This window comes from Denitrificimonas caeni DSM 24390, from assembly GCF_000421765.1.
In the GTDB taxonomy this organism is placed as follows: Bacteria; Pseudomonadota; Gammaproteobacteria; order Pseudomonadales; family Pseudomonadaceae; genus Denitrificimonas; species Denitrificimonas caeni.
The window spans coordinates 85,303-112,045 of the sequence record NZ_ATXQ01000001.1 but is presented as its reverse complement, the minus strand read 5'-3'; the positions used below and the strand labels follow the sequence as shown (position 1 = coordinate 112,045).

At 48.6% G+C, this 26,743-nt stretch carries 22 protein-coding genes and 1 pseudogene; 14 read left to right on the top strand and 9 right to left on the bottom strand.

Annotation, left to right across the window (positions count from 1 at the left end):
* Positions 1-197: 197 nt before the first annotated feature.
* From H591_RS14535 to H591_RS15935, 3 genes and pseudogenes are all read left to right on the top strand, one after another.
* Entirely contained in the window at positions 198-1,181 is a 984-nt protein-coding gene (locus H591_RS14535; RefSeq protein ID WP_022964978.1) for an alpha/beta hydrolase, read from the top strand.
* A complete protein-coding gene (locus H591_RS0100480; protein ID WP_022964977.1) occupies positions 1,165-1,635 on the top strand; it encodes a MaoC family dehydratase in 471 nt (156 codons plus the stop codon). Before H591_RS14535 ends, H591_RS0100480 begins: the two co-directional genes overlap by 17 nt.
* A 39-nt stretch (positions 1,636-1,674) precedes the next feature.
* Positions 1,675-1,785: pseudogene (locus tag H591_RS15935) on the top strand (N-ethylmaleimide reductase); the annotation flags it as partial.
* A gap of 95 nt (positions 1,786-1,880) precedes the next feature.
* Here the strand turns inward: H591_RS15935 and H591_RS0100470 are convergent.
* From H591_RS0100470 to H591_RS0100450, 4 genes are all read right to left on the bottom strand, one after another.
* A complete protein-coding gene (locus H591_RS0100470; protein WP_022964975.1) occupies positions 1,881-2,369 on the bottom strand; it encodes a GNAT family N-acetyltransferase in 489 nt (162 codons plus the stop codon).
* A gap of 12 nt (positions 2,370-2,381) precedes the next feature.
* Positions 2,382-3,449 carry an NAD(P)H-dependent flavin oxidoreductase gene (locus tag H591_RS0100465; RefSeq protein WP_022964974.1) on the bottom strand — a complete coding sequence of 356 codons (1,068 nt, stop codon included), beginning with the start codon at positions 3,447-3,449 and terminating at the stop codon, positions 2,382-2,384.
* A gap of 279 nt (positions 3,450-3,728) precedes the next feature.
* Positions 3,729-7,100: a ribonuclease E gene (rne, locus tag H591_RS0100460; RefSeq protein ID WP_022964973.1), complete on the bottom strand. Its 3,372-nt coding sequence runs from the start codon at positions 7,098-7,100 to the stop codon at positions 3,729-3,731.
* 571 nt (positions 7,101-7,671) lie between these two features.
* Positions 7,672-8,847 carry a GGDEF domain-containing protein gene (locus H591_RS0100450; RefSeq protein WP_022964971.1) on the bottom strand — a complete coding sequence of 392 codons (1,176 nt, stop codon included), beginning with the start codon at positions 8,845-8,847 and terminating at the stop codon, positions 7,672-7,674.
* Between the two features lie 145 nt (positions 8,848-8,992).
* Between H591_RS0100450 and H591_RS16205 the strand changes: the two genes are divergently transcribed.
* From H591_RS16205 to H591_RS0100415, 8 genes are read left to right on the top strand one after another with little or no spacing between them, the layout of a single operon-like run.
* Complete coding sequence (locus H591_RS16205) at positions 8,993-9,118, top strand: hypothetical protein (protein WP_269746503.1); 126 nt, start codon at positions 8,993-8,995, stop codon at positions 9,116-9,118.
* 53 nt (positions 9,119-9,171) lie between these two features.
* Positions 9,172-9,660, top strand: a complete 489-nt coding sequence (locus tag H591_RS0100445) for a GspH/FimT family pseudopilin (RefSeq protein ID WP_022964970.1) — start codon at positions 9,172-9,174, stop codon at positions 9,658-9,660.
* Between the two features lie 8 nt (positions 9,661-9,668).
* Positions 9,669-10,241: a type IV pilus modification protein PilV gene (gene pilV / locus H591_RS0100440; protein ID WP_022964969.1), complete on the top strand. Its 573-nt coding sequence runs from the start codon at positions 9,669-9,671 to the stop codon at positions 10,239-10,241.
* Positions 10,238-11,095, top strand: a complete 858-nt coding sequence (locus H591_RS0100435; protein ID WP_051145751.1) for a PilW family protein — start codon at positions 10,238-10,240, stop codon at positions 11,093-11,095. The genes pilV and H591_RS0100435 overlap by 4 nt, the downstream gene beginning before the upstream one ends.
* Complete coding sequence (locus H591_RS0100430) at positions 11,092-11,793, top strand: PilX N-terminal domain-containing pilus assembly protein (RefSeq protein ID WP_022964967.1); 702 nt, start codon at positions 11,092-11,094, stop codon at positions 11,791-11,793. The genes H591_RS0100435 and H591_RS0100430 overlap by 4 nt, the downstream gene beginning before the upstream one ends.
* A gap of 11 nt (positions 11,794-11,804) precedes the next feature.
* Positions 11,805-15,380: a pilus assembly protein gene (locus H591_RS14530; protein WP_022964966.1), complete on the top strand. Its 3,576-nt coding sequence runs from the start codon at positions 11,805-11,807 to the stop codon at positions 15,378-15,380.
* A 1-nt stretch (position 15,381) separates the two neighbouring features.
* Positions 15,382-15,732, top strand: a complete 351-nt coding sequence (locus tag H591_RS0100420; protein ID WP_022964965.1) for a PilY2 family type 4a fimbrial biogenesis protein — start codon at positions 15,382-15,384, stop codon at positions 15,730-15,732.
* On the top strand, positions 15,729-16,145 hold the full coding sequence (locus tag H591_RS0100415) for a type IV pilin protein (RefSeq protein WP_022964964.1): 417 nt from the start codon (positions 15,729-15,731) through the stop codon (positions 16,143-16,145). Before H591_RS0100420 ends, H591_RS0100415 begins: the two co-directional genes overlap by 4 nt.
* A gap of 79 nt (positions 16,146-16,224) precedes the next feature.
* Here the strand turns inward: H591_RS0100415 and H591_RS0100410 are convergent, their stop codons facing one another.
* The 5 genes from H591_RS0100410 to H591_RS0100390 form a co-directional block, all read right to left on the bottom strand.
* Positions 16,225-16,605, bottom strand: a complete 381-nt coding sequence (locus tag H591_RS0100410) for a putative zinc-binding protein (protein WP_022964963.1) — start codon at positions 16,603-16,605, stop codon at positions 16,225-16,227.
* A gap of 289 nt (positions 16,606-16,894) precedes the next feature.
* Complete coding sequence (locus H591_RS0100405; RefSeq protein WP_022964962.1) at positions 16,895-18,361, bottom strand: MBL fold metallo-hydrolase RNA specificity domain-containing protein; 1,467 nt, start codon at positions 18,359-18,361, stop codon at positions 16,895-16,897.
* Between the two features lie 397 nt (positions 18,362-18,758).
* Positions 18,759-18,941, bottom strand: coding sequence for a PA3496 family putative envelope integrity protein (locus H591_RS0100400; protein ID WP_022964961.1), 183 nt, complete (start codon positions 18,939-18,941; stop codon positions 18,759-18,761).
* 108 nt (positions 18,942-19,049) lie between these two features.
* Complete coding sequence (gene nth / locus H591_RS0100395) at positions 19,050-19,688, bottom strand: endonuclease III (protein WP_022964960.1); 639 nt, start codon at positions 19,686-19,688, stop codon at positions 19,050-19,052.
* 194 nt (positions 19,689-19,882) lie between these two features.
* Positions 19,883-20,722, bottom strand: a complete 840-nt coding sequence (locus tag H591_RS0100390; protein WP_022964959.1) for a mechanosensitive ion channel family protein — start codon at positions 20,720-20,722, stop codon at positions 19,883-19,885.
* 387 nt (positions 20,723-21,109) lie between these two features.
* Here H591_RS0100390 and H591_RS0100385 point away from each other — a divergent pair, with 387 nt between their 5' ends.
* The 3 genes from H591_RS0100385 to H591_RS15640 all read left to right on the top strand — a co-directional run bounded on the left by H591_RS0100385 (position 21,110) and on the right by H591_RS15640 (position 26,656).
* Positions 21,110-21,802, top strand: coding sequence for a GntR family transcriptional regulator (locus H591_RS0100385; protein ID WP_156853092.1), 693 nt, complete (start codon positions 21,110-21,112; stop codon positions 21,800-21,802).
* A gap of 3 nt (positions 21,803-21,805) precedes the next feature.
* Positions 21,806-25,297, top strand: coding sequence for a chromosome segregation protein SMC (gene smc, locus H591_RS0100380; protein ID WP_022964957.1), 3,492 nt, complete (start codon positions 21,806-21,808; stop codon positions 25,295-25,297).
* Between the two features lie 198 nt (positions 25,298-25,495).
* A complete protein-coding gene (locus H591_RS15640) occupies positions 25,496-26,656 on the top strand; it encodes a GGDEF domain-containing protein (RefSeq protein ID WP_022964956.1) in 1,161 nt (386 codons plus the stop codon).
* The last annotated feature ends 87 nt before the right edge of the window (positions 26,657-26,743 follow it).

Genomic DNA, 26,743 nt, shown 5'->3' with positions numbered 1-26,743 from the left:
TTTTATTTAATAGCAAACCCTTGGAGATTATCAGCTTTATAAATACGCGGCCAGCACAAAAACAGGCTTTTGAGTCATTTTAATGACTGTAAATTGTTTTTCGTTCCCGATTCTCGGCTCACCACTAAAGATGATTTCCCCAAGCCCTAAGATAGGCTCTACAATGATCAAACACCAGCAGGCAGGAGGAAGCCATCATGCGCCACACAGCATTCTGGTTGACCGCCAATGACTCGACAGAGTTGTATGTGAATCACTGGTCCACCGTACAGCCACCCATCGCCATTGTGATGATTGCCCACGGCATGGCCGAGCACAGCCAGCGCTACGCGCGTTTCGCGGTAGAGCTCGCCGAGCAGGGTATTGCGGTGTTTGCTCTTGACCAGCGCGGTCATGGGCACACTGCAACCTTAGGCACCTTGGGTTACTTTGCAGATGAAGATGGCTGGAATCTGGTGGTCAATGACCTGTGCTGCTTGAATCATCATATTCGCGTGCAGTTTCCCAATACACCGATTTTTCTTTTCGGTCACAGTATGGGCAGTTACATCGCGCTGAATTACTTAATGCAGCACAGTTGCAGTTTGCAGGGCGCAATTCTGTCTGGCTCTAATTATTTTAAAACCTCAGCACGCTATCGTCTGGCCATGGCTGTGGCACGTTTTGAGCGCTGGCGCCTTGGTGCTAAAGGCCGCAGTAGGCTGCTGGAAACCTTGATTTTTTATCCATATCGTCGCGCCATTAAAGCGCGTCGTAGCAATTGGGATTGGCTCAGTCGTGATACTGAGCAAGTGCAAGCCTATATTGATGATCCACTCTGTGGTTTTATTTGCACCACCCAGATGTGGTTGGATGTATTGCTCGGTTTGCAGCGCATCACTCCTGTGCGCAACATGGTGCAAATTGAAAACGATTTACCGCTATTAATTGTCGGCGGTGAAGCAGATCCGATTAACCATGGTCGCCGTCTGATTGATTTAGCCAATGCACTGCGCCAAGCCGGTAATCGCGCTGTCGATATTAAGCTGTATCCCGAAGCGCGCCACGAGGTGCTGCAAGAACTCAATCATGCCGAAGTAACGGCTGATATTATCCAATGGCTGAACACTGCGTTAGCCTACAAACGTGACTTTAATATTCCACCACCAGCATCCGGAGAGCTCCATGACACAAAGCACTAGCATCCCTTATGACAGTTTAGAGGTCGGCCAAAAAGCCACTTTCAGCAAGCTGGTGACTGAGCATGACATTATGATGTTTGCCAGCATGTCGGGCGACCGCAACCCTGTGCATTTGGATGCTGAATACGCCGCTGGCACCATGTTTAAAGAGCGCATCGCCCACGGCATGTTTAGTGGTGCCTTAATCAGTGCGGCAGTGGCCTGTGAGATGCCAGGGCCTGGCACGATTTACTTAGGCCAGCAAATGACCTTTAGTTTGCCTGTGAAACTCGGTGATGAGCTGACCGTGCAGCTAGAAATCTTAGAAAAACTACCAAAATTTCGCGTACGTATCGCCACGCGCGTAGTCAATCAGCGCGATGAGATAGTCGTAGATGGTGAGGCTCTCATCATCGCACCACGTAAAGCCGTGACTGTCGAACTTGCTGAGCTACCAAAGTTTATCGCGCAGTAATTAGAAGAGGGCCGCGTGAATATGGAGCTGCTTGAAGCCGATTTGCCACAACGCATTGCCAATGACTGGCCGCTCAACGAGGTGAATCCAGCAACCATGTACGGTGGCACTGCGCAAGGCTATAGCGATTATCCAGCCTACCAAAAGTAGTGTTAACACTTAGCCGTCAGCACAGAGTGTTGGCGGCTAATAGGTGTTAAAGATTTAAAACAGTCTCTATGCAATCTCGCAACAGGCTTAGCTGTCTAAGCTTGTAAATCTTTCAGCATCCACACATCGCAACCGCCATGCAGAGTTCCAGCTAAAGGTTGAGTAAGATGAGTAAAGCCCAATTGCTCGTATAAGCTAATCGCCGACTGCATGCTGCTTAAAGTGTCTAAATAGCATTGTTGGTAGCCTTGCTCGACAGCAAAAGCCAAGCAAGCTTGAGTCAGGGCTTTGCCAATGCCAAATCCTTGGCTGCTCGGCAAAAGAAAGAGCTTTTTCAGTTCGCATATATCACTGTAGTGCAGAAAGGGTGCTATGCCTGCGCCACCCACCACCTTGCCTGCAATTATCGCGACCAAGTATTGGCTACGCTGCTCAGTTAAGTAATGTTGGCTCATACACAAAACTTCAGCATCTGCAGGGCCAAAACCTTCACCAACGGCACCGTATTGCGCACCGACCTGCTGAATAATCTGGCAAATATCAGTGTTGTGCTGGGCTTCGATTGGCAGTATTTGATAGATCATTTGTTCTCGCTATTAAAATGAATAGACGCTTTCATGTTTCCACTCTGTGGCCAGTAGCGCAACCAACTCTGCTGCGGGAAGCTCACGAGCTAGCGGTGCAGACTGTCCTGCCCAAAATGCCGCAAAGTCATAACAGTCCTGTTGACTAGCTGCTGCAATTAAGGCTTTTGACGCACTGTAAGTGGTGGGGTAGGCCGGCAGTAATCGTTGCTTATCTGCCAGTTCTGTATGAAAGCGATTGACTAAGCCGCGTGCCGGACGGCCTGAAATCAGTGCGGTCACATCAGTCTTGTAAGCGCGAGCACTCTTGAGTTGATCGCGGTATGCGGAACTAGCCGCTGACTCAGGGCACAAAATAAATGCGGTGCCCATTTGTGCAGCGCTAGCACCCATATTCATGACTTGGGCAATGGCTTGGCCATGCATAATTCCGCCAGCGGCAATAATAGGTAGCGAGCATTTTTTCTGTAACAGTTGCAGCAAGCTGAACAGCCCAAGTTTTATATCTTCAGCGGGATCAAATACGCCGCGATGGCCACCGGCCTCATAGCCTTGCGCGATGATGGCGTGTAAGCCGGCGGCTTCAATGGCTTGTGCTTCAGGCAGATTAGTAGCGCAGCCCAATAGCGTAATCCCAGCATGTTTCAGAGCCTGAATAAACTCAGTGCTGGGTAAACCAAAATGGAAACTAACCACTGCTGGACGTTCTTCAAGCAGCATTTCTAGCATCGCCTTGTTGCCAATAAAACTTGGGTTTCCAGCGCTGAGTTGCTTGGGCGGCTGGCTGGAAAACTCAGAAAAATAAGGTTGTAGGATGTTCAGCCACTCTTGTTCACGAGCAGCGTCAGCAATCGCCGGCTGATGACAAAATACGTTCACATTAAAGGGTTTGGATGTGGCCTGCTTAAGCTGCTGGATTTGCTCACGAGCTTGATCAACATTGTAATTGGCTAAGCCTAGAGAGCCGAGTCCACCGGCATTCGACACGGCGGCGGCTAAAGCCACTGTAGAGGTACCCGCCATAGGGGCCTGAACAATAGGCAACTGGATACCTAGCTTGGTTAATAGGGCATTTGGCATAGTTCACTCCAAGTGTTTGTATAGTGAAATTTTGCTGCTCAGATGTATTACTTTGCTCTAACCAGCGGTTTTAGCTTTTCAGTGCGCAATAGCGATGCGAAGAAAGAACACTATAGCGATTGTTCGTGCGTATGAGGTGGAAGATTTTATAGTTTTTTATCAGCGATATATAACTAATGTATTTACAGCGTTGTGACTGCGTCGCTAATCGGTCACTTTGCGACAGACATAAAAAAAGGATGCCTTGTAGGGCATCCTTTTTTATTGCGCAAGTGCAGATTAAGCGTGTGGCTTAGTCTCATCCTGCTCGGCAGCAGAGGCGTCATCATGTTTGGATGACTGCGTCTGTTGGTCTGCTGTTTTGTTTTGCTCTGCTTCTACAGAAGTAGAAGGGCTGAGCAAGTCTTGCTGGGCGCTAGCGCTGACAGCAGGTGATGCGGTAGCTTTTTCTGAGCTGTCTTCTGTAACGGCAACTGCAGAAGTGTCTGCGCTCGCTGCTGGTGCAGGCGAAGCGGCAGGCTGCTCTTTGGTTGGCTGAGATTTTTCTGCAGCAGGCTCTTGTGCTTCTACTGCTGCTGGAGCTTCAGTCGGCTGCGGCGTATCGGCTTTCGCTGCTTCAGCTTCGCGGGCCAAGCGCTCTAAACGACGACGCTCACGCGGGTCATTGGGGGCGCGGCCGACAGGGCGAGCAGGTAGCTCTGACGTTTCTGCAGCCGTCGCAACAACTGCTGGCTGTACAGCCTTTGCAACCGTTTCAGCTTTTGCTGCTGGCTTAGCTGTTTCTGCTACAGGCTCAGCAGGTGCTGCAACCTCTACTTTACTCACTGGCTCTGCTGCAGGTTGGGCAACAGGTGCAGGAGCAGCCTTAGGCTCGAGTGGTAAGTCAGCTTGTTCTGCGGGGCGACGAGGTTTCTCAGCGACTGCAACAGGCTGGGCAGGCTCAGAGATCTGCAATAAAGGCTGATCAGCTGATAATGCTACTGCTTGTGCAGGGTCTACGGTTTCCACTACGCCACGGTTTGCGCTTGCAGTTTTAGCTGGTTCAGTTTGAACGGGTTCAGCTTTAACTTCGCTGGCAGTGCTTGCAGCAGCAACAGTAATGGCTGTAGTTGCTGGTTTTTCTACGACTGGAGCTGCCACGGCTGGAGTTGTCTCAGCAGAAGGCTGTGGTGCTGATTCTGCAACGACATCAGTGGTTTGAGTCTCTGTTGGTTCAGACTCTGCTTGCTCAGTACTAGAGTTCTCGGTTGTGTTGCTATCGCCTTCGACGAGATCTTCACGCTGACGCTCACGACGGTTGCTACGACGACGCTGACCACGTGAACGACGACGTGGACGGTCATCATCACTGTTGTTGTCATCTTGCTCATCGTTTTGCTCTGGCAAGTTCACATCCAGCAGCTCTTCGTTTTCAGACTCTAACTCAGGCTTGCTGTGAGGTGTACGCTCTGGACGTTCAGCACGGGCAGGGCGCTCATCAATAGTTGGGCGTAATTCACGTTGCGGACGTGGCGAACGTGGTTTTTCATCACCCGCTTGCTCTGCTGCTTGTGAGCTACGGGTGTTGCGTGGCTCGACAGTGTCACGTGCTGGACGCAGTTCACGGGTCGGGCGTTCGTTACGCTCAGAACGCTCATTGCGTGCTGGACGCTCTTCACGTTGTGGACGCACGCTGCGACTTTCGCTGCTGCTGTCACGGTTGCTTTGCGTGTTGTCGCGCGGATTATCACGTTGCGTATTGTCACGCTCAGAGGTGTTGTCACGAGCATTGTCACGCGGCTTGCGCTCATCGTCACGGTTGTTGCGAGTAGTATCGCGACGACGGTTATTCGACTGCTGACGCTCATTACGACGCTCGTTATTACGATTAGCGTTACCGCGAGCGTTGGTTTCTGGTTTCGCTGCTGGTTCGCTAGGTGCAGCATCTTCGCTGGCAAACAGACCCACTAGAGACTTCACTAAACCTTTAAACATACTTGGCTGCGCTTTCTTCGGCGCAGGAGTTGCGGCTGCAGCGGCCGCTTTTTCTGGTGGCGGAGCGATGCGTTCAGCACTGCTGGTTTTTACTGCAGCTTCTTCGCGGACTAATGAGCGAGTGGCTGTAATAGGTTGAGCTTCTTCTGGTGTTTCTTCAGTCGCCATTTCGTAGCTTGACTGACCCGATAATGCTTCTGGGCTGTCATCGCGTAAACGCATCACTTCAAAGTTTGGTGTTTCCAGATGATCATCCGGCAGGATGAAAATGCGCACACGAGTGCGCAGTTCAATTTTGGTAATCGCATTACGTTTTTCGTTAAGCAAGAAGGCCGCAACCTGGAAAGGCACGCGGGCGCGCACTTCTGCGGTACGGTCTTTCAGTGCTTCTTCTTCGATTAAACGCAGAATAGCTAAAGACAGAGACTCAACGTCGCGGATAATGCCTTGGCCGTTACAGCGCGGGCAAACCACACCACTGCTTTCGCCCAATGATGGACGCAGACGCTGGCGCGACATTTCTAGCAAGCCAAAGCGTGAGATACGACCCACTTGTACGCGTGCACGGTCAGCTTCAAGGCATTCGCGCATACGGTCTTCAACGGCACGTTGGTTTTTCGCTGGCGTCATGTCGATAAAGTCGATCACGATCAAGCCACCAATGTCACGCAAACGCAGTTGGCGGGCGATTTCTTCAGCCGCTTCCAGGTTGGTTTGCAGAGCAGTTTCTTCGATGTCGCTGCCTTTGGTCGCACGCGCCGAGTTAATATCAATGGATACTAGAGCTTCGGTTGGGTCGATGACTAATGCACCGCCAGAAGGCAGTTTCACTTCGCGTTGGAAAGCGGTTTCGATCTGGCTTTCAATTTGGAAGCGGTTAAACAATGGCACGCTGTCTTGGTACAGTTTGATTTTGTTGGCGTACTGCGGCATCACCTGACGAATGAAGCTTAACGCTTCTTCTTGTGCATCAACGCTATCAATCAGAACTTCGCCGATATCTTGGCGTAAGTAGTCACGAATTGCGCGGATAATCACGTTGCTTTCTTGATAGATCAAGAACGGTGCGCTGCGGCCGTCTGCGGCCTCTTTAATTGCTACCCATAATTGTACGAGGTAGTCGAGGTCCCACTGCAGTTCTTGGCTGCTGCGGCCTAAACCGGCGGTACGCACGATCAAACCCATATCAGCAGGTGCATTAAGACCGTTTAAGGCTTCGCGCAGCTCGTTGCGCTCTTCACCTTCAATGCGACGTGAGATACCGCCAGCACGAGGGTTGTTTGGCATTAAAACCATATAGCGGCCAGCCAGACTGATAAAGGTCGTCAGTGCTGCACCTTTGTTGCCGCGCTCTTCTTTTTCAACTTGAACGATAACTTCTTGGCCTTCAGTCAAAACGTCTTTGATGTTGACGCGACCATTGCTGCTTTCGCCAGTTTTCTTGAAGTATTCGCGGGAGATTTCTTTAAGCGGTAAAAAGCCGTGACGATCAGAGCCGAAGTCGACGAAAGCCGCTTCTAAGCTAGGTTCTACACGGGTGATACGGCCTTTATAGATGTTGGATTTCTTTTGTTCACGAGCACCTGATTCAATATCAAGGTCAAATAAACGTTGTCCGTCTACTAGGGCAACACGCAACTCTTCGGGTTGAGTTGCGTTAATGAGCATTCTTTTCATGGTTTACCAATATATTCCGTGTTCACGGATCACGTAATTGGCACACTCGACAATCGGGGTCGGTGTTGGGGTCGCGCAGTTAAAATAGTCTTAACCGTGTCTAGCGCATATGGGTCATAAGCCAATGTCGCGACAGCGTCTCCAGTTGGCTGCAGTGTAAAATTGCTTGCAGCATACTTGTTTAAGGAGGAGGAATCAGTGATTGGCCGCGGACGTGATGAAACGTCTGAATCAAAGCGCGTAGCTACGCAGGTCAATCTACTATGCATCTCCACCCTACACATTTCCCTTGGTAAATCGGGTGCCGCTCGGTGTATTCGTGAGCGGGTTTATAAAAATACGAGCGCAATTGTGCGTTCGCGGATTATGTTTCAGTACAGCTTTGGCTAAGTCGTATGTTGCTTAGCGAGGTGGTCTGTGACCTGTAAAATTTTACTCCAGACGATGCAAACGTTTTGTTTTAACTTCTTTTAGCGTTAGCAATATCTGACTGCTTTTGGCAGTGCGTGGAATATAACAGCAAGTCGTGTTCGCATCAATTGGCAGCTGTTGCATATCTGACTTAGTCATCCTAAACATGGTGCAGATTAAGCTCATCATCTGTGCATATTTGATCACGACCTGCTTGCTTAGCTAAATACATGCGCTTATCTGCCAGCTCCAGCATCTGTTGATAACTTTGTGATTTATCATGAGTTCGCTCACTCAATCCAATGCTTGCGGTTAATGGTTGGCCGTCAGGACGCAGACCGAGTCCATTTGATTGCATACGATCTAGAGCAAAGCGTGCTTCTTCTAAGCTGGTATTGGGCATTAACAGTAAAAACTCTTCACCACCCCAGCGCAGTAAGCTATCGGAACCGCGCAAAGTTTTACTAAGGTGTGTCGCAAAATTCCGTAGTACTTTATCACCAGCCTCGTGGCCAAAATTGTCGTTGATGTTTTTAAAGTGATCTAAATCGATAAAAGCCAGGGCCAAATGACTTTCATTGCGTTGTGCTGCTGACCACTGCATGCTTAGTATCTCCTCGCCACTGCGACGAGAAAAAACACCTGTCAACGGATCATGAATCGCTTGGCGTACCAAGGTAATCATAAAGGCGAGCTGGCTGACACTGGCTAGCGCAGTCACTCCAGCAATCAAGATTAACAACCAGAAGCCCCCAGCAAATGATGGCCAGTTTAAAGTTGACCAGCTTAAATAGCCGGCTAAGCCTTGCGCCACTAATAAAACGCTTACTAGTAATGCGTTTTCCGCAAGACTAAGAGGAAAGATAGCTAAACCGGCCATTAGCACAAAAGGTAAAAAGGCATAACCTGTTGCGACTGCTGCGGATAAGTTATTGAGTTGATGGCCTGAAAGTAATGAGTGTGAAGCGATATAAAATAAAGTAGGAATAATAAATAAAATCGCCATGGCGCGATAAGCGTCAAGCAAACTGCCGGTCGGACGGTACAGCAAAAGCAACGCGGCAAACGCGACACTGGTTAGTAGACGTAAAATTGCCAGTTTAATCCACAGCTCTGAGCTGAATACCATGATGTCGATGATTCCCCATAGAGGAGTCAACACGGCAAATAGCATAGCAAATAAACGTACGCGATTAACGATCATAGTGGCGCGGCGTTGGCTCAGTAGCAAAGGATGCTGCCGCGGTGATAGCAACTGCCAGAGCTCCCCAGTTTTTAATTCGTCAGGAAGTAAAGACGTTAAGCGTTGAGAAAGAAAGCCTAAGATTTTCGACATTATTTTTATTACCTTGAGTCGAAGTGCAGCTATTTATGGGGCGCATAACTTAGAGCGTATAAGTGTTAATAATTGACTCGCTGGTGCGCATAAGGATCGTCATTGTAGAGAGTCGTTGCGTTAGTAAAGTGAGCTGGATCATTAAATGAGCCATTGTTTTGATATCACCTTGCTTTGGTCGGTATACGAGAAAATGTGTGCGATGTCACGTTTTGTCGTAACGCTTAACCGCTTGTCTCTTGGTTTAAACCAGTTATCCAGTGTGCAGTGACAGCGCGTCAAGGCTTATGCATGCTTCACTCACGAATTCGTATGGAGTACACCATGTCACGATTAAAAGACATGCGCGGGTTTACCCTCGTGGAACTGATGATCACTGTCGCGTTATTGGCCATTGTTGCCACCATTGCCGTGCCAAACTTTGTACAGTTTATCCGGAACAATCAGGTGCAAGCCAAAGCCGATGAGCTGAAAACCCTTTTGCAATATGCGCGCGGGCAAGCGGCTATGACTCGGAAAGCCTATGAAGTGGACACCACAACCACAGCATGGGAAGTCAAGCCGCAGGGTGGCACAGCAGAGCGCAAGCTTGAGTTTAATACCGCGCAAGCGAAACCGCTGACTAATCCGAATAATTTAAAGCTCATCTTTACCGCAAATGGTATGGCTTCTCCTGCGGCTAAAGTAACTGTCTGCCGTGATACTGATTTTGCTAATGGCTATTTGCTCGAAGTTAAATCGAGCGGAGTCGTCAAAATGTATGCGCGTGGTTACAAAGACGACTCCGCCAAACTCACCACTTGCGCACCATGAGGCTCAGTATGAAAAAAAATAGCCAAGGTTTCAGCTTAATTGAAGTGCTGATCACCATTGTTCTAACCACAATAGGGATTTTGGGCATGGTCGCGCTGCAAAGTAAGAGCATTCAATATACGCAAGATGCGGTGAACCGTAATACAGCTATTGCATTGACTAATGAGTTAGTGGAAATCATGCGAGCCAATCGCGATGTAATATTTGTTAAAAAGCCACCCTTAGAGCCAATGTACAGCCAACTAGCGGATACCTCTGCATTTTATAAAGCCAGTGGAGCATTTGACTTCACCGTAGCTGACTGCAAAGCAGGTCGCGCTCAAACAGCTAAGCATCAAGCCGGTTGTTGGTTAAAAAAAGCACAAGCTTTATTGCCAGCCGCTAGTGATGCAACGATTGCCGGCTCTTTTATGGTTTGCCCAAGCTATAAACTCGACACAACTGGTAAGCCAGTGTGTGCCGGTAGCAGTTATAGCGGTTCGACAATGGCGATTCAGCTGGCTTGGCGCAGTAAAGAGAAGGTTTGTGGCCCGAATTCCAATTCAGACATCTGCACATACACTACAAGGGTGGAATTATGATGATGTTAAGAGTCACCCGCCAGCGCGGTTTGTCGATGGTTGAGTTGTTGGTGGCACTGGCAATCAGTAGTTTTCTGATTCTTGGCATTACTGAGATTTATATCGCGAATAAACGCAACTATGTCTTTCAGCAAAGCCAAGCCAATAACCAAGAAAACACCCGCTTTGCTGAGTTCACCTTAAACGCTTGGCTAAATAAAGCAGGTTACCGCCGCGCTCCGGATCAATTACTTGAAGATGCATTTCCAGTAAAGCCGGCAACAACTGACTGCGGTGCTTTTGCTCAAGGTGCTGTTATTGCTGACTTTAAACCGGCTGCAAGCACCAAAGAAGTCGGCCTGTGTCTGCGCTATCAGCCTGCAGCGGCTACAGAGCTAGACTGCCAAGGTAATGCTATTAAAAAAATTACAGGAACGAAAATTGATAACCCTTTTGTTAAAACTGCACCTGAAGAGTTGATTGTGTTAGCGATTAAATTTGTACCTGATGCTGAGCTGAATAAAGGCTCACTACAATGCAAAAATGTAACTGGCACCGCACCAGCCTTTGAAGAGTTGTTGGATGGCGTTGCTGATATGCGCTTTGAGTTTGCAACAGGCGAAGGTGATTTGTTTGAGAAAAAACTAAAAACTAATCCGTGGGCAGACACTGCTGTGGGTTTGGTGCGTGCTGTGCGTTATTCGATGTTATTAAGCAGTCGTATCAATCAGCGTGATAGCGATTCTAAAGTGTATACCGATTGGGTAGCAACGGTCACAGACGGCACCAATAAAACACGCATTGAAACAGGTGATAAAAAGCGCATCTATCAGCTGTCCAGTAGCACACAAACCTTGAGGAACGTAATGCCATGAGGAATTTTAAAGCAGCTCAACAACAGCAGGGCGCCGTGCTAGTTGTCGCACTGGTGATGTTGTTGGTCTTAACGGTGTTAGCCGTTACAAATATGCGTGGGGTAACCTTGGAGTCGCGCATTACCGCCAGTCGTGCCGAAACACAGCGCTTACATGATGTGGCTGAAGCAGCCTTACGTGAAGGCGAGTTTCGTTTTTATGGTCCTGCTTTTTTACGCGATAAATTAGAATTTAACGGTGAGAACTGTAAAACCAGCAATACCCTGCAAACAAATGGTTTAAATAAGCCCTGTTTATTAAAAGAAATGACTGCGGGCAATGTGACTGATACGCGCACCATGCAGCGTAAGTTTTATCTTGAGCCTTTAGATTTTTTTGAAGCATATCCTGACTACGCAGCGAACTATCAGGTTCTTGATGGTGCTGGCGTGACCGCTAATAAAGTACTGGCGTGGATGCCTTATATCGGCTTAGACGCTAATACCTCTAGAAAGTACGAATCTGAGGACAAGCGTAAGTCTTTCTGGAATACATACCTGATCACTGCTGATGCGGCTGAAAGTGAAGCAGTCAATGCTGAATACGGAGCTGTGTTAGAAGGTCGCGGTACCTATTTTTACTTAGTGAATGGCCAAGCTAATGATGAGTTAGCTGTACAGTCAAGCACTGCAAACATCTACGTTGGCCTAAATAATTGAAGGAACCAGCTATGAAATATTTAAATATTTATCAGAGTGTAAGTAAAACAGCATTCTCAGGACTGTTGTGTGCTGGTGTTCTTAGCGCATCATTTACGGTGCAAGCAGCCGACATTCAATATCCCTCACAAAAGCCATTATCCTTAACAGAAGGCGTTCCACCAAACTTGCTGGTCACCTTGGATGATTCTGGTTCGATGGCCTGGTCTTATGCGCCTGACGCCATTTCTGGAAACTCAGCTAATCGAGCAGGAAGGTCTAATACCTTTAACCCGATGTATTACTCGCCGGATGTTACGTATAGAACTCCTAAAAAAATAAGTTTTAGTGGTGGTCAAGTCGTTGTAAAAGACTATGTTTATGGTACTGATTATAGTTTTACAAGCGCCCCTGTTGTTGGGTTCTCACCAACTAGCCCTAAAACTAATCTAGAAACAAAATACAGAGTAATGTGGAGTAATAATACTGGCTCTACTAGCTGTCCTAGTGGTGTTTATACATCAGGTCAATGCAATAATGACAATGGCAACACGCATGCACACTATTTTGAATATAATGTTTCTGGTGCGTGCCCAGATGCTCCTGCGGTTTCTAATGCTAATAGCTGCTATACATATAAGAAAGTAGAAACCGATGCTCAGAAAAAGAATTTTGCAATTTGGTATTCATTTTATAGAAATAGAAACTTAGCTACTCGGTCTTCCGCTAACTTAGCTTTTTATACTATGCCTGATAATGTGCGCTTAACTTGGGGCGCACTAAACAGTTGTAATATGGGCTCTAATTCTAGTAGCGGAAATTGTAATAGTAATAAAATGGATCGCTTCACCGGAGCGCATAGGGTTAACTTTTTTAAGTGGATTGATACTTTCCCTGCTAGCGGTGGAACACCATTGCACCAGGCGATGTACCGTGCTGGTGAATTTGTCAAAGGAGAGACTAGTGATAAAGCAGTGTGCCGTGCCAACTACCATGTCTTAATGACAGATGGTATGTGGAACGGTCGTGATAATGATAAAGCTAATGCGGATAGTACTGCAAAAACACTTCCAGATGGCACTGCATACACTGGTGTTAAAGCACCTTATTGGGATGGGCGCACAACTACCAATACTGCTAAAACTTTAGCAGACAGTGCGTTTTTTTATTGGGCAAATGATTTAAGAACTGATTTGGATAACAAGATTGCCCCCTATATGCCAATTAAAACCGGTGATGCTAGTAGTGATTATTGGGACCCGCGTAATAATCCCGCAACTTGGCAGCATATGGTTAACTTTACTGTGGGCTTAGGTTTATCTAACTCGCTTACTAAGAGTATAGCTAATGGTACTCAAAACGCGCCTACCTGGAACGGTGACGAACTTAGTCCAACCTTTGCTAATATTGAGGAGCTAAAAGCGCTCGGTTCAAACGGCTTATCATGGCCTGATATTAATGCGAATACAGCGTCGACCATTTACGATTTATGGCATGCTGCGATTAACTCGCGCGGTGAGTTCTTTAGTGCTGACAGCCCGGACGCATTAGTTCAAGCCTTCCAGCAGATTCTTGAACGCATCAGTGGCCGTAGTACTACCGGCTCGAGCCCAGCAATCAACTCTGGTGTGGGTGATGATGGTACCGGCTACGCCTATCAAGCTTCTTATGCTGCCGACCAAAATTGGGCTGGCAACTTAACTGCCACCATGAAGACGCTGGATGCGGATGGTAATGTAACAAGCTCTCAAATCTGGAGTGCAAAAGAGTTACTGGATGCTAGGGGCACTGGTCGTAAAATCATGATGGCTAAAGATGGTGGGGGGTTAAAAATATTTGAGTGGTCGAACTTATCTACAGCGCAAAAAACAGCCTTAAATCGTGACCCTGACCGCGGTGACAACGTTGATACTTTAGGCGCTGCTCGAATTGAATTTTTACGTGGCGATCGCACTAAAGAAGTCACTACCTTCCGTAAGCGCGATTCAGTGTTAGGCGATATTGTTAACTCTAAGCCTATTACTGTACGTGGCGCGCGTTATTTAACAGGGCATGCCAATCGCATTGAAGGAGTCGATCAAAAATACGAAGACTTTGTCACTGCACACAAGAATCGCAAACCTATGGTGTATGTCGGTGCCAACGACGGTATGTTGCATGGCTTTGATGCCAATACCGGTGAAGAAAAGTTTGCTTTTGTACCTACTGCTGTTTTCCAAAACTTGCATAAGTTAACAGGCAAAGGCTATGGCGAAGCTGTGCACCAGTATTTTGTTGATGGTTCACCCGTCGTAGCCGATGTGTTTATTAACAATAAATGGCGTACCGTGTTAGTTGGTACCTTAGGTGCCGGCGGAAAAGGTATGTTTGCTCTGGATGTGACTAATCCAGATGATATTACATTGCTCTGGGAGTTCAATGAGGATAAGTTGGCCGCCAATAGCTATGAAGCTAAGTTGGGTTATACCTTCTCACAACCCACCATTGCTCGTTTACACAATGGTAAGTGGGCTGCTGTTGTGGGTAATGGTTATGCTGCAACAGGCAGTGAGAGTGGTAAGGCTGCGTTATTGATTATTGATATTGAGAAAGGAACTCTTAGTAAAGATCTCGTCGTTGAAGGAGCGGTTGGACTACCTAACGGCATGTCCACACCTAAGCTGGCAGATATCAATGGCGATGGTATTGCTGACTACGCTTATAGTGGTGACTTGCAAGGTAACGTCTGGCGTTTCGACTTGGCGCCACCGAGTGCGGATGCTAATAACCCGTTCTTGCGTACTAAGGCTCCGCGCGCTGGCGAATCAGTTACGTTTCAGACATCTTTTGCAGGCGATGCATTGTTTGTAGCAAAAGATGGAAGTGGTAATCGTCAGCCGATTACTGCTGCGCCTTCAATCGTTCGTCACCCAACCAGCAATGGCTACATTATTGTTGTCGGCACTGGACGTTTTTATGCAGAGACAGATCAAAACGGTTTAACTGACTCTTCACAAAGTATTTACGGTGTTTGGGACCCAACCACAAAGGTAGCTCGTTCAGCGGGTAAAAGCGGCTTTCCTTTTTCATCGGTTACACGCGGTCAATTGCATGCTCAAACAATGGATGCTGGCAAGCACGCTGTGTTAAATGGTAAAGACGCGCGATTACTGAGTGACACGCAAGTGCCTTGGGCTAAGCAGTCAGCTGACGGCACTTGGTCAACTAGTGAGGCTGGTGGGGCGGGTTTAAAAGCAGGCTGGTATTTTGACTTGGCCTTAAGTAAAGAGATGATCGTTGCCGATATGCTGCAGTTCGGTCAGACCTTGTATTTCCAATCACTTGTGCCAAATGCCGATCCATGTGCTTCAGGTGTGGAAAACTGGTCTTATGCGATTAATCCTGCAACCGGCGGACGTACTTCACACCATGCTTGGAATGACTTCCGCAGTACAGGTGATCCCTCTACGGTTATTACCGCGATTAAAATGGATGGTGAAGGTGGTTTAAGTATTGGTCAACGTCCTGATAAGAAATTTGAATTGTGCACTGGTGCAGCCTGTAATGAAATTACACCTGACCCAGCCAGTATTGGCCGCCAAAGCTGGCGCGTAGTTGAGGGACAATAACATGAAAAAAATACTACTCTCTGTTGCGGTGGTGCTTAGCGCCGCCAGCTTCACTGCAAGTGCTCAGGTTAATACCTTTGAAGATATTGGCATTGTGCAAAGTGTGCAGCTTGGAAAAAATGTGATTAACGTTAATGAGACTTTATACAGTCTGCCAAATACTGTACAGATCGAGGACGTTAGCGCGATTCTAAAGCTTAAGCCAGGCTATCTCGTTGGTTTTAGCGGTATTGTTGGCACACCTTATAACCGTATTAATTCGTTGTATTTGTACCCGCAGTCAGTCACCGAAGTGGAGCAAAATCTCAAAAATATTTCAGATACAACTGAAGCAGGAGGCGCGCAGCGATGAAAGCAGTCCAGCAAGGCTTCACCCTCATTGAAGTGATGATCGTTGTTGCCATTATTGGGATTCTGGCAGCGATTGCCTATCCCAGTTATGACGAGTACGTGAAACGTGGCAATCGCACTGAGGGGCAGGCTTTTTTAAGTGATGTTGCGGCGCGCCAAGAGCGTTATTTTGCGCAGAATAATGTGTATGTGACTGCTATTGCTGATATCGCCAAATTGGGCTTATCTAGCCCAACAAGGTCTGCTACCAGTAAATACACATTGGCCATTGCTAAGGTTGCAGATGATGGTGGATATACCTTGACGGCGAACAATCAGTTTAATGATGCAAAATGCGCAACACTAACCTTGGATGCTTTAGGTGTAAGAGGTAGTAGCGGTAGTAGAAGTGATAACAACGACTGCTGGCGTTAACTAACCCGCTGTAAAGTATCAAGCCGCAGTTTAGATGCTGCGGTTTGATACATTTATGTCTCTCTGGTGATATCTGTCTTTAAGCTTTCTGGCTTAGCCTATCACTGGCAATAATCTCAGTGAACTCATCAAATAACCGATCGGCTTCTTCTGTCGAGCAGTCCTCTCCGTAGCGTTTACGCAATCCATAATCACTTAAGGTGACATGCACATCGGCTTCTACATCGTGGCGGCTGAGGCAGGCTTTGGCGCAATGTAAGTGGCAGCCATCAATCACGATGATGGGGCGTGGGCTTTGTGCTTTTTTAACCAGAGCTTTGACATCGCCGCCGACGCCGGCAATACAGGACATTTCGGCCAATCCTGCGCGATCGAGGCGCACAGCGAGCGTGTTCGCCAGTTGCGCGACGTTTGAGCAACCTGAGCAAGAATAGATTATCGGTGTTTGCGCGCGGGACATGCTAAACCTCCGCTTCCCAATGCATAGGATGTGAGTTTTGCATGGCACAAAAAAATGCGCCTTGATAGCAATCAAGACGCACAAGTATCAGTACCTTGAGGATACTGTTATCAAGATGTAGCGCTAGAGGGTTAAACGACGCGCTGCACATTACAAAAAAGACACGTACCCGGGAAGGTTTATGGTCATTGCAATGCAAGCGCGTCATTTGCAGTATTCAAGAAGCCCAGCTGTTATGACTTGACCTAGGTCAATGGACGCTGTGACGAAAAGCCACAGGACCACAGAATTAACTAGGAATGATAACTTCGCCCGGATGCTGACACTGGGCAAAAGCATGGCGGATTTTATCTTGCAAGGCTGATTTAGCCTGCGCTTCACCATGGATTAAACGCACTTGTTTAGGCCACTTGCGCATTCCAGTGATAAAGCGCAGCAAGCTGGCTTGATCGGCATGCGCGGAGTAACCAGCGAGCGTGCTAATTTCTGCGCGGATATCAATACGTTTGTGGTTGATATCGACATAACCGCCGCGTGGGCCATATTTCTGAATCAAGTTGCCCAGCGTGCCTTGCGCCTGATAGCCGACAAACAGCACATTGTGGCGCGATTCATCGAGCATGGCTTCGAGATAGTTGACGATGCGGCCACCGCTGCACATGCCGCCGCCCGCAATAACAATGGCCGGACGTTTAGTATCAGCTAAGTGCTGCACCATGCGCTGATGGTCGCGGTGATCGTCAACGGTAATCAATTGTTTAAAAGCCAGAGGATTGCGACCTTTATTGACTCGCTGCTGCGCTTCTTTGTCCCAGAAGCTTTGTAGTTCGCTATAGACCTGAGTAAAGCGACTGGCTAAGGGTGAGTCTAAAATAATCGGAATGTCCTGCCAGGTGCTGCTGTGGGCGTGCGTTGACTGCTCATTTAACATTTGTGCGCTGCTGGTCAGGCAGGTTTGGCATTGATTGCGGTGGATAATGTCTTCCAGTTCGTAGAGCAGCTCTTGGGTGCGACCAATACTGAAGGCTGGAATCAACACTGTGCCTTGATCACGTAAGGCATGTTCAATGACGCTCTGTAAGCGCTGACGACGATCACGACGGCTGTGATGCTGGCGGTCACCATAGGTGCTTTCTAAAATCACTAGATCGGCGCGATAGGCAGGTTTTGGCGCGGATAAAATCGGTGCATAGGGTGCGCCAAGGTCGCCAGAAAAAATAACCCGCTGTTTGGTGTCTGAGGTTGGCTCTTGCACATCGAGTTCGACATAGGCTGAGCCTAAAATATGCCCCGCGCGTTGTAGGCGAATACTCACCTGTGGTGTTTTTAGCATCGGCAGCCAACGGTTATAGGGCAGGGCGATAATACGACTGGCGATGAGCTTGATGTATTGCTCAACCAGATGCTGATCGCGACTAACGCCAAGTTTAAAGGCGTCTTCAAGGACAATCGGCAGCAGTTTGGCTGAGGGTTCGCTGCAGATGATCGGTCCAGTAAAGCCGGCCGCGAGTAAATAGGGAATGCGTCCGACATGATCAATGTGCACGTGGGTGACAATCAGGGCTTTAACCGTAGAAATATCAAACTCAATGCTTAATTGATCGCTACTGGCTTGGCCTTCTGCAGAGGTCTCGGCACCTTGAAACAGACCGCAATCAATCAATAAACTGTTTTTATCATCAATAATCAATTGATGGCATGAACCCGTCACACCGTTTTTAGCGCCGTGATGCAATATTTTTGGAAGTGTATGCATAGCATGCTGTTCTCTTAATCAAGACACATTGAGTAAAGACTAGAACAGTTAAAAAGCAAATGTGAAGTGTGATGCGCTGTGGTTTGCATCACAGGGTTGGGGTTGCTCAGAGTCGCGCTAGTGCAAAGGTGCTGGTTTGGTTCGCGGGCATGGCCCGCTCCTACGGGGCGGGATCGGTATGTTGGGCTGGTTTTCTGTAGGAGCGGGATCGGTATGTTGGGCTGGTTTTCTGTAGGAGAGGGTCATACCCTCGATGGGTTTTGCGCTGCAATCGCGGTATAGGTGGTTTGCACTGTGGCTGTGGTGGCGGTGCTGTGCGAGTTAGCGATTGTCGCGGGCCATGCCCGCGAACAAAGGTGCTGGTTTGGTTCGCGGGCATGGCCCGCTCCTACGGGGGTTAATCCAGGTCGAAGTCGTACTCTGCCATTTGCTTACGCAAGCGGCGCTCTTCAAGCATGTTATCGATCATGCGACGCTTGGCGAGATTGGTTTTTGCTGTTTCTACCGGTGTATCTTCTTCGACTTCTTCGCTGTCTTCAGCAACAAAATCGTCATCTATTTCTAAATCTTCTTTACTCATGATTAGAGCCTCGCAGACGGGTGTTTCCGTTGGCGCACCTTATAACCATAAAATACGATTTGGTAAAAATCATTTTTTGAATAGATATTTGATTTTTGATAGATAAAACTAATCGTCAGAAGTTTTCTGTTTAAATTCGCACAAATCTTCAATCCGGCAACTGCCGCAGCGTGGCTTGCGCGCTTGGCAAACGTAACGGCCATGCAAGATCAGCCAATGGTGTGCATCCAGTAAAAACTCTTTTGGCACATGCTTGAGCAGCTTCTTTTCCACTTCTAAAACATTCTTGCCTGGCGCGATATTGGTGCGATTGCTGACTCGGAAAATATGCGTGTCGACTGCCATCGCGACTTGCCCAAAGGCAGTATTGAGAACGACGTTAGCCGTTTTACGACCCACTCCAGGCAAAGCTTCGAGCTCAGCGCGAGTCTCGGGAACTTGGCTGTTATGTCTCTCAATCAACAGACGACAAGTTTCAATGACGTTTTTGGCTTTAGTGGGGTAGAGGCCGATGGTTTTTACGTATTCACACAGTCCATCATAGCCAAGTGCATAAATGGATTCAGGCGTATTAGCCACGGGGAATAACTTATCGGTGGCTTTGTTGACGCCAACATCAGTGGCCTGCGCCGATAAAATCACCGCGATCAGCAGCTCAAAAGAGGATGAGTAGTTCAGTTCGGTTTCGGGCTTAGGATTGTCTTCGCGAAAACGGCTAAAAATTTCATAACGCTTGGCGGCATTCATGTGGCTGGCTCAATCAGAATAAAATGATAGGGATGATGAAAGCGTGACTGTAGATGATACAGGTTTTACTGCTGAAGGATTGCGGTTGGTTTTGAGTTACCTAAGGAGTGCGGTGATGCGAGTTGCTTGCTTGGGAGCGCGGGCAGCTTGCCCGCATAGATAACACCGCCATCCTTGGCAGAATGCCGTTGTATTTATTGCTCAGGCTGCTGAATATGCACGGTGCGCTGTGGGAACGGGAAGCTTAGACCTTCACGATCAAAGGCTTCTTTCATTTGCTCTTGCAGCTCAAAGAAGACGCCCCAATAGTCAGCGCTATTGGTCCACATCCGCAGTGACAGATTGACTGAGTTATCCCCCAAAGAGGTTAGGTAAACCACTGCTGCGGGGTCTTTCAATACGCGCTGATCGGCTGCAGCTAAGCCGAGTAGTACGCTGCGCGCTTTTTTAATGTCATCGGTGTAATCAATGCCAACATTGATATCAACACGGCGGGTTGGTTTGCGTGAGTAGTTGGTAATAGCGCCGTTGGATAAGCTGCCGTTGGGCAGAATAATCACTTTGTTATCGGCTGTGCGCAGGATGGTGTGGAAAATCATAATGCTTTCTACGGTGCCAGCCGTGCCTTGCGCTTCGATGTAATCACCGGCACGAAAGGGACGCAAAAACAAAATCAGCACGCCGCCAGCAAAGTTAGCGAGGCTGCCTTGTAAAGCTAAACCAACGGCAAGACCGGCAGCACCGATCAAGGCGATAAAGGAAGTAGTTTCAATACCAACCATACCGGCGACGCTAAGCAGCAGTAGTACACGTAATAAAGCGTTGAGCAGAGAGCTTAAAAAGCCAGTCACCATCGGGTCTGCGTGACGTTTATCCATGAAGAGCCCAAGACTGCTGACAATACGGCCGATTAGCCACCATCCAATAGCTAATGTGATGAGAGCAAAGACAATATGTTTGCCATATTGCACCAGCAAAGGTAACCAGTTGGCTTGGATTTCTTCTAACCAGGGCGTTATTGAATTATCTTGCATGGGTAACCTCTCGAATTATCAGTGCGTTAATCTTACACAGCCAAGCCGCCATATAAAACCGTGAGGATGCTACTGAGTTTTGTCATGGTTTGGAATATTCATGCATTGGGGTGTTCTTAACGCGTGTGTTGCCCATAAATGGACGGCCTACCATTTGAGCAGTTCGGCAGTCCTGTAGGTCACTCCTTTAGGGGTGACATAGACTTGTAATCCGGTGGTTTAGTTATGGTTGTGGTGCTCATGCATTGGGGTGTTTTTAACGCGCGTGCCACCCATAAATGGACGGCCTACAATTTTAGTAGCTCATAGCAAGGATGAATTGCTCAGTACCGCTTCTTTGTCAGCTAAGCCACTGCGTTGACAGACGCTTTCTTGTACACTGCGCCGATGCCTTTAAATCAAAAAAATCAGTCCATTAAGTTGCTGCCCAATGCTGCCGGTTTGACGCGAAGTATTGCTGATGCGCTGGCGCAGCGTATTATTTGCGGTGAACTGGCCGGTGGTTTTGCGCTGCGTGAAATGGCGATTGCGCAGACCTATCAGGTCAGCCGTAGCTCAGTGCGCGAAGCGCTGCTGTTGTCGCAGCGTTGCTATCTGGTGGATATTTATCCGCGACGTGGCGCACAGGTTCGTGTGCTGACCGCGCAGAATGTGCAAGATTTGTATGACTTAAGCACCGATTTATATATATTGCTCGGCACCTTGTTGGCGCAGCGTTGGCAGACTCAAAGTCAGTTGTTGCCTTTTGTTGGGGTGCGCCGAGCAATGCAGTTGAGTGTGCAAAATAATGATGTGGATGGGTTTGTTAAGCATTGTTTCGCCGTAATTGAGGTGGCCACGCCTGTGGTCGATAACCCGTATTTACGGCAGGCCTTAGCCAATGTTATTCCAGCAGTAGGGCGTACTTATCATTTGGCTTTTAAGCAGCGGAGCGCTGAAATGGAGCAGTTGACGCGTATTTTTGACCAGTTATTGGTCGCCGTTCAGGCACGTGAAGTCGAGGATATTCCTGGGCTGCTGCATGCGTATGCGCAAAAAAACTGCCAATTGGTACTCAGTGCCTTGTCAGGAGAGCATTGATTCATGCGTCTGAAATGCATCCGGCTGGCCGGCTTTAAATCCTTTGTTGATCCCACTACGGCAAGCTTCCCGAGCAATATGACCGCGGTGGTGGGCCCCAATGGTTGCGGCAAGTCGAATATTATTGATGCAGTGCGCTGGGTGCTCGGCGAAAGCTCGGCGAAGAACTTGCGCGGTGAATCAATGACTGATGTGATTTTCAATGGCTCCAATACCCGTAAACCGATTTCGCAAGCCAGCATTGAACTGGTGTTTGATAACAGCGACGGTACCCTGCGCGGCGAATATGCCAGTTATGCCGAAATATCGATCCGTCGCCGCGTCACCCGCGAGGCGCAAAGCACCTATTTCCTCAATGGGGTGAAGTGTCGCCGCCGTGATATCACTGATATTTTCCTCGGTACCGGTCTTGGCCCGCGCAGCTACGCGATTATTGAGCAGGGCATGATTTCGCGTTTGGTCGAAGCGCGCCCAGATGATTTGCGCATTTTTATTGAAGAAGCGGCAGGCATTTCTAAATACAAAGAACGTCGCCGTGAAACTGAAAACCGAATTCGTCGCACACAAGAAAACTTAGAGCGCTTACTCGATTTGCGCGAAGAGTTGGGCCGACAAATCGAGCGTTTGCAGCGCCAAGCCCATGCAGCAGAAAAATATCAAGAATACAAAACTGAAGAAAACAGCTTAAAAGCACAACTGACAGCATTGCGTTGGCAGCAACTCAATGGCCAAGCTGGCGAGCATGAAGCGGTTATCAGTGAGCTAGAAACAGCCCTACAAGCCTGCATCGCCGAACAACGTCAAGCTGACGCGAAGATCGAGTTGCTGCGCGATGGTCATCATGAGTTATCCGATGCGTTTAATCGCGTGCAAGGGCGTTTTTATGCGATTGGTGCCGATATTGCGCGACATGAGCAAAGCATTCAGCACGCGCAGCAACGTTTAGGCCAGCTGCAAGAAGACTTGCGTGAAGCCGAGCGCATGCGACTTGAGACCGAAAGCCATTTAGCCAGCGACCGTGAACTGTTGGCCGGCTTAGATGAAGAATTGGCGCTATTGACTGAGCAGCAGGCCGAGGCGCAACTCAATGAAGAGTGCTCGGCTGATGCTTTCCTGCAAGCTGAAGAGGCCATGCAGGATTGGCAAGAACGTTGGAATACCTTGACTGAGCAAAGCGCACAGCCGCGAAGCGAGGCCAGTGTGCAGCGCGCTAAAATCGATCAGCTGGAACAAAATAGCCAGCGCTTAATCACTCGCCAGCAACGTTTGCAAGACGAACAACAGAATTTAATTGAAGATCCGTTGGCGGAGTCTTTGGATGAGTTGCATGAGCGCGTCGATGAAGCGCAAGCGCACCTTGATGAATTATCAGCCACCCAGCAGTTACAAGCCGCGCAGTTGCAAGACACGCAAGAGCAACTGACTGAAAAAAACCAGCAACAGCAGCAGGTGCAAGGCCAACTGCAGCGCATGCAGGGGCGCATTTCGGCCTTAGAAGCACTGCAGCAAGCCGCTCTCAATCCTGAGCAAGGCGTGCAAGAGTGGTTGGTCAGCCAGCAGTTACAACAGCAGCCACGTTTGCTCGATGGCTTGAAGGTTGCCGCCGGTTGGGAGTTGGCCGTAGAGACAGTCTTAGCGGCTGATTTACAAGCGGTGCAAGTCGATCATTGGGATGATTTGGCGCTGACTGATTTAAGCAGCGGTCATTTACGTCTGGTCAGCAATAGTCCAGCAGTTGCACCGGTTAAAGACAGTTTGTTAAGCAAAGTATTGTCTGCTTCGCTGGATGTCTCGCCGTGGCTGGCGCAAGTGTATGCGGTGGCAACCTTGGATGAGGCGTTAGTGCTGCGAGCCCAGTTAAACAGCGGCGAAAGTGTGGTCAGTCAAGATGGCTATTGGCTGGCCGCGCATTTTCTAACCGTGCAGCGTGGCGATGCGCAGAACAGCGGTGTGTTGGCGCGCGCGCAAGAGTTGGACGCGTTGCTGTTGAGTGTTGCTGAGCTGGATGAACAGCAGCAGGCGTTGGCCGATCAGTTGCAAGCGCTAAACAATGCGCGTCATTCGGTGCAAGAGCAGGGCGAGCAATTACGCCGTGATGAGCAAAGTGCCCATCGCGCTTTAAGTGAGTTGAAAAGCCAGCTCTCGGCCAAGCTCGCTCGCGTTGAACAGCTGCAACTGCGCCGTACTGCCATCCATGCAGAGCTTGCCGATGTGAGCGAGCAGCAGCAGATTGAAGCTGAGCAGATGGCTGAAGCGCGTCTGTTATTGCAAGATGCGCTAGATAATATGGCCAGCGCCGAGCAGCAACAGCAGCAGCTGCAAGCCGAGCAGGGTCAGTTGCGCAGCCAGTTTGAGCAGTTACGTCAGCAAGCCCAGCAGGATAAAAATACCCAGCATCAATTAGCCTTGCGCATCAGCACACTCAGCACGCAAAAGCGCTCCACTGAACAAGCGTTGCAGCGTTTAGAGCAGCAGTTTGCTCAAGCCAATCAGCGCCGTGAGCAACTCAATTTAAACCTTGAAGAAGGTGCGTCGCCGATTGATGAGTTGCGTGCGCAGTTGGAAGAGTTATTACAAACCCGCTTAAGCATTGATGATGAGCTGCGCGCTGCGCGTACTGCTCTCGAAGATGCCGACACACAGATGCGGGATGCCGAGAAACAACGCAGTCAAGCCGAACAGCGTGCGCAAGCTGTGCGTGAACAGCTAGAGCGGCAACGTCTGGCTTGGCAAACCTTGAGTGTACAAAAAGACACCCTCAATCAGCAGTTACAAGAACTTGAATTGGACGTGCATAAGCTGCTTGAGCAGTTACCTGTGGGTGCTGAGTCAACTGTCTGGGAGCAGCAACTGGCGGCTGTGGCAGCGCGCATTGAGCGTTTGGGAGCGATTAACCTTGCCGCGATTGAAGAGTACCGTCAGCAATCTGAGCGCAAAACCTATTTGGATGCGCAAAATGATGACTTGGTCGAAGCGCTGGATACCTTAGAAAACGTCATTCGCAAAATCGACCGGGAAACCCGTAACCGTTTTAAAGAGACCTTTGATTTAATCAATAACGGCTTGCAAGAGCTGTTTCCGAAAGTCTTTGGCGGTGGTCATGCCAGCTTAGAAATGACCGGCGATGACTTGCTCAGCACTGGTGTGGCGATCATGGCGCGTCCACCGGGTAAGAAAAACAGCACCATTCATTTACTCTCCGGTGGCGAAAAAGCTTTGACCGCGCTGGCCTTGGTGTTTGCCATTTTCCAACTTAATCCTGCGCCGTTTTGTATGCTCGATGAAGTCGATGCACCTTTGGATGACGCCAACGTCGGTCGTTATGCGCGCTTGGTTAAAGAAATGTCGGAAAAAGTACAGTTCATCTACATCACCCATAACAAAATCGCCATGGAAATGGCTGATCAGTTGCTCGGCGTGACCATGCATGAGCCAGGTTGCTCACGTTTAGTCGCGGTGAATGTGGAAGAAGCGGCGGCACTAGCGGAGAGCTAAAGCAGTTAGAACCATGTCTTACCTAGCCGTGCGCAAGGGGGCTGAATAGCTTGCTCCTGCCGAATTTTAGAGAAGCCAAGAATTAGTATGCTATTCATAGGCTTAGGTTTTCAGTCGTGAGTCTCCGTGCGGTTACTACATGAAGCATCACAGCTAAGAATCAGGCTAAAAATTTTACGCTTAGCGGATAATAACGATATGCATTTTGATATAGGCACATTACTGGTGGCGGTGACCTTGGCAACTGCCTTTTGTGCTGGCGCTAGGTTTTTATTGTGGCGCATGCACCGCAATATTCCAGGACTTGGCCGTTGGGCATTGGCTGGTGTTAGCGCGGTAATGACCTTCGCCATGATCCTTGCTTATGGTAAATCTCAGTTGTATCCCTTCTTATCGCTGGGTCAAGGGTTTGCGGTTATTGGGCTTGTGTTGAGCTGGGATGGTTTTCGACGCTTTCTTGGTAAGTCTTCGGTAAAGCCGGTTTTTTTAGCGGTTTTAGCGGCTGTTGGCTTAGCTTGGATTGTTATCGCGCAAATTCAATACTCCATAGCAATCAATGCGATCAGCAATGCTTTTCTGGTCGCGCTCTTGTCACTATTGATTGCCCGTGATGTGCTCTTATCCGCTAACTCCAAATCTCCAGCGCTGCGCGCAACAGGCTGTATTTATGCCGTCAATGCAGTGATTTTTTTGATCCGCGCAATAGCTGCCCAAGACACCCCAACACTAATCGATCCATTGAACCCAAATGGTGTCGCTGCTTTCATGTTGTTTTGGCTATTGTGTTCAATGATTGCTATCACTCTTGGCATGGTTTTGATGACTGCTGAACGTCTGCAAACTGACCTCGACCATCAGGCTAATCATGACCCGTTAACTGGTGCGCTGAATCGACGTTCATGTGGCCTACTGTTTGAAAAAGCCGTGGCGCATTCGCGCCGTCACCAGTTACCGCTAAGTGTGTTGATGATTGATCTGGATGAATTCAAAAAAGTGAATGACTGTTTAGGACATGATTTTGGCGATAAAGTGCTGTGTCGGTTTGTTGCCATTGCTCAACAGGTGCTGCGCGAGGACGATATATTTTGTCGCTTCGGTGGTGAGGAGTTTGTCGCTGTATTACCCAATACCTCCACTGAGGCTGCTTTAACTGTGGCCAATCGATTGCGCAACGCTTTTGCGATTAATTCAGCAGCATTAGAAACCCGAAAGGTGCATGAGCCCTTTACTATTACCGTCAGTATTGGCGCTGCTGAGCTTCAGCAAGATGAGTACTTTGAGAATCTATTACGGCGTGCCGATAACGCTTTATATCAGGCCAAGAATAATGGGCGTAATTGCTGCGAACTGGCAGGCTGAAGGGGCTCAGTTATCGATAACGTTGTTTAAGCGTGCTTATTCTTTTCCAAATGCCGAGCTTTGTTAGCGCTACCCGTGCTGTGCATG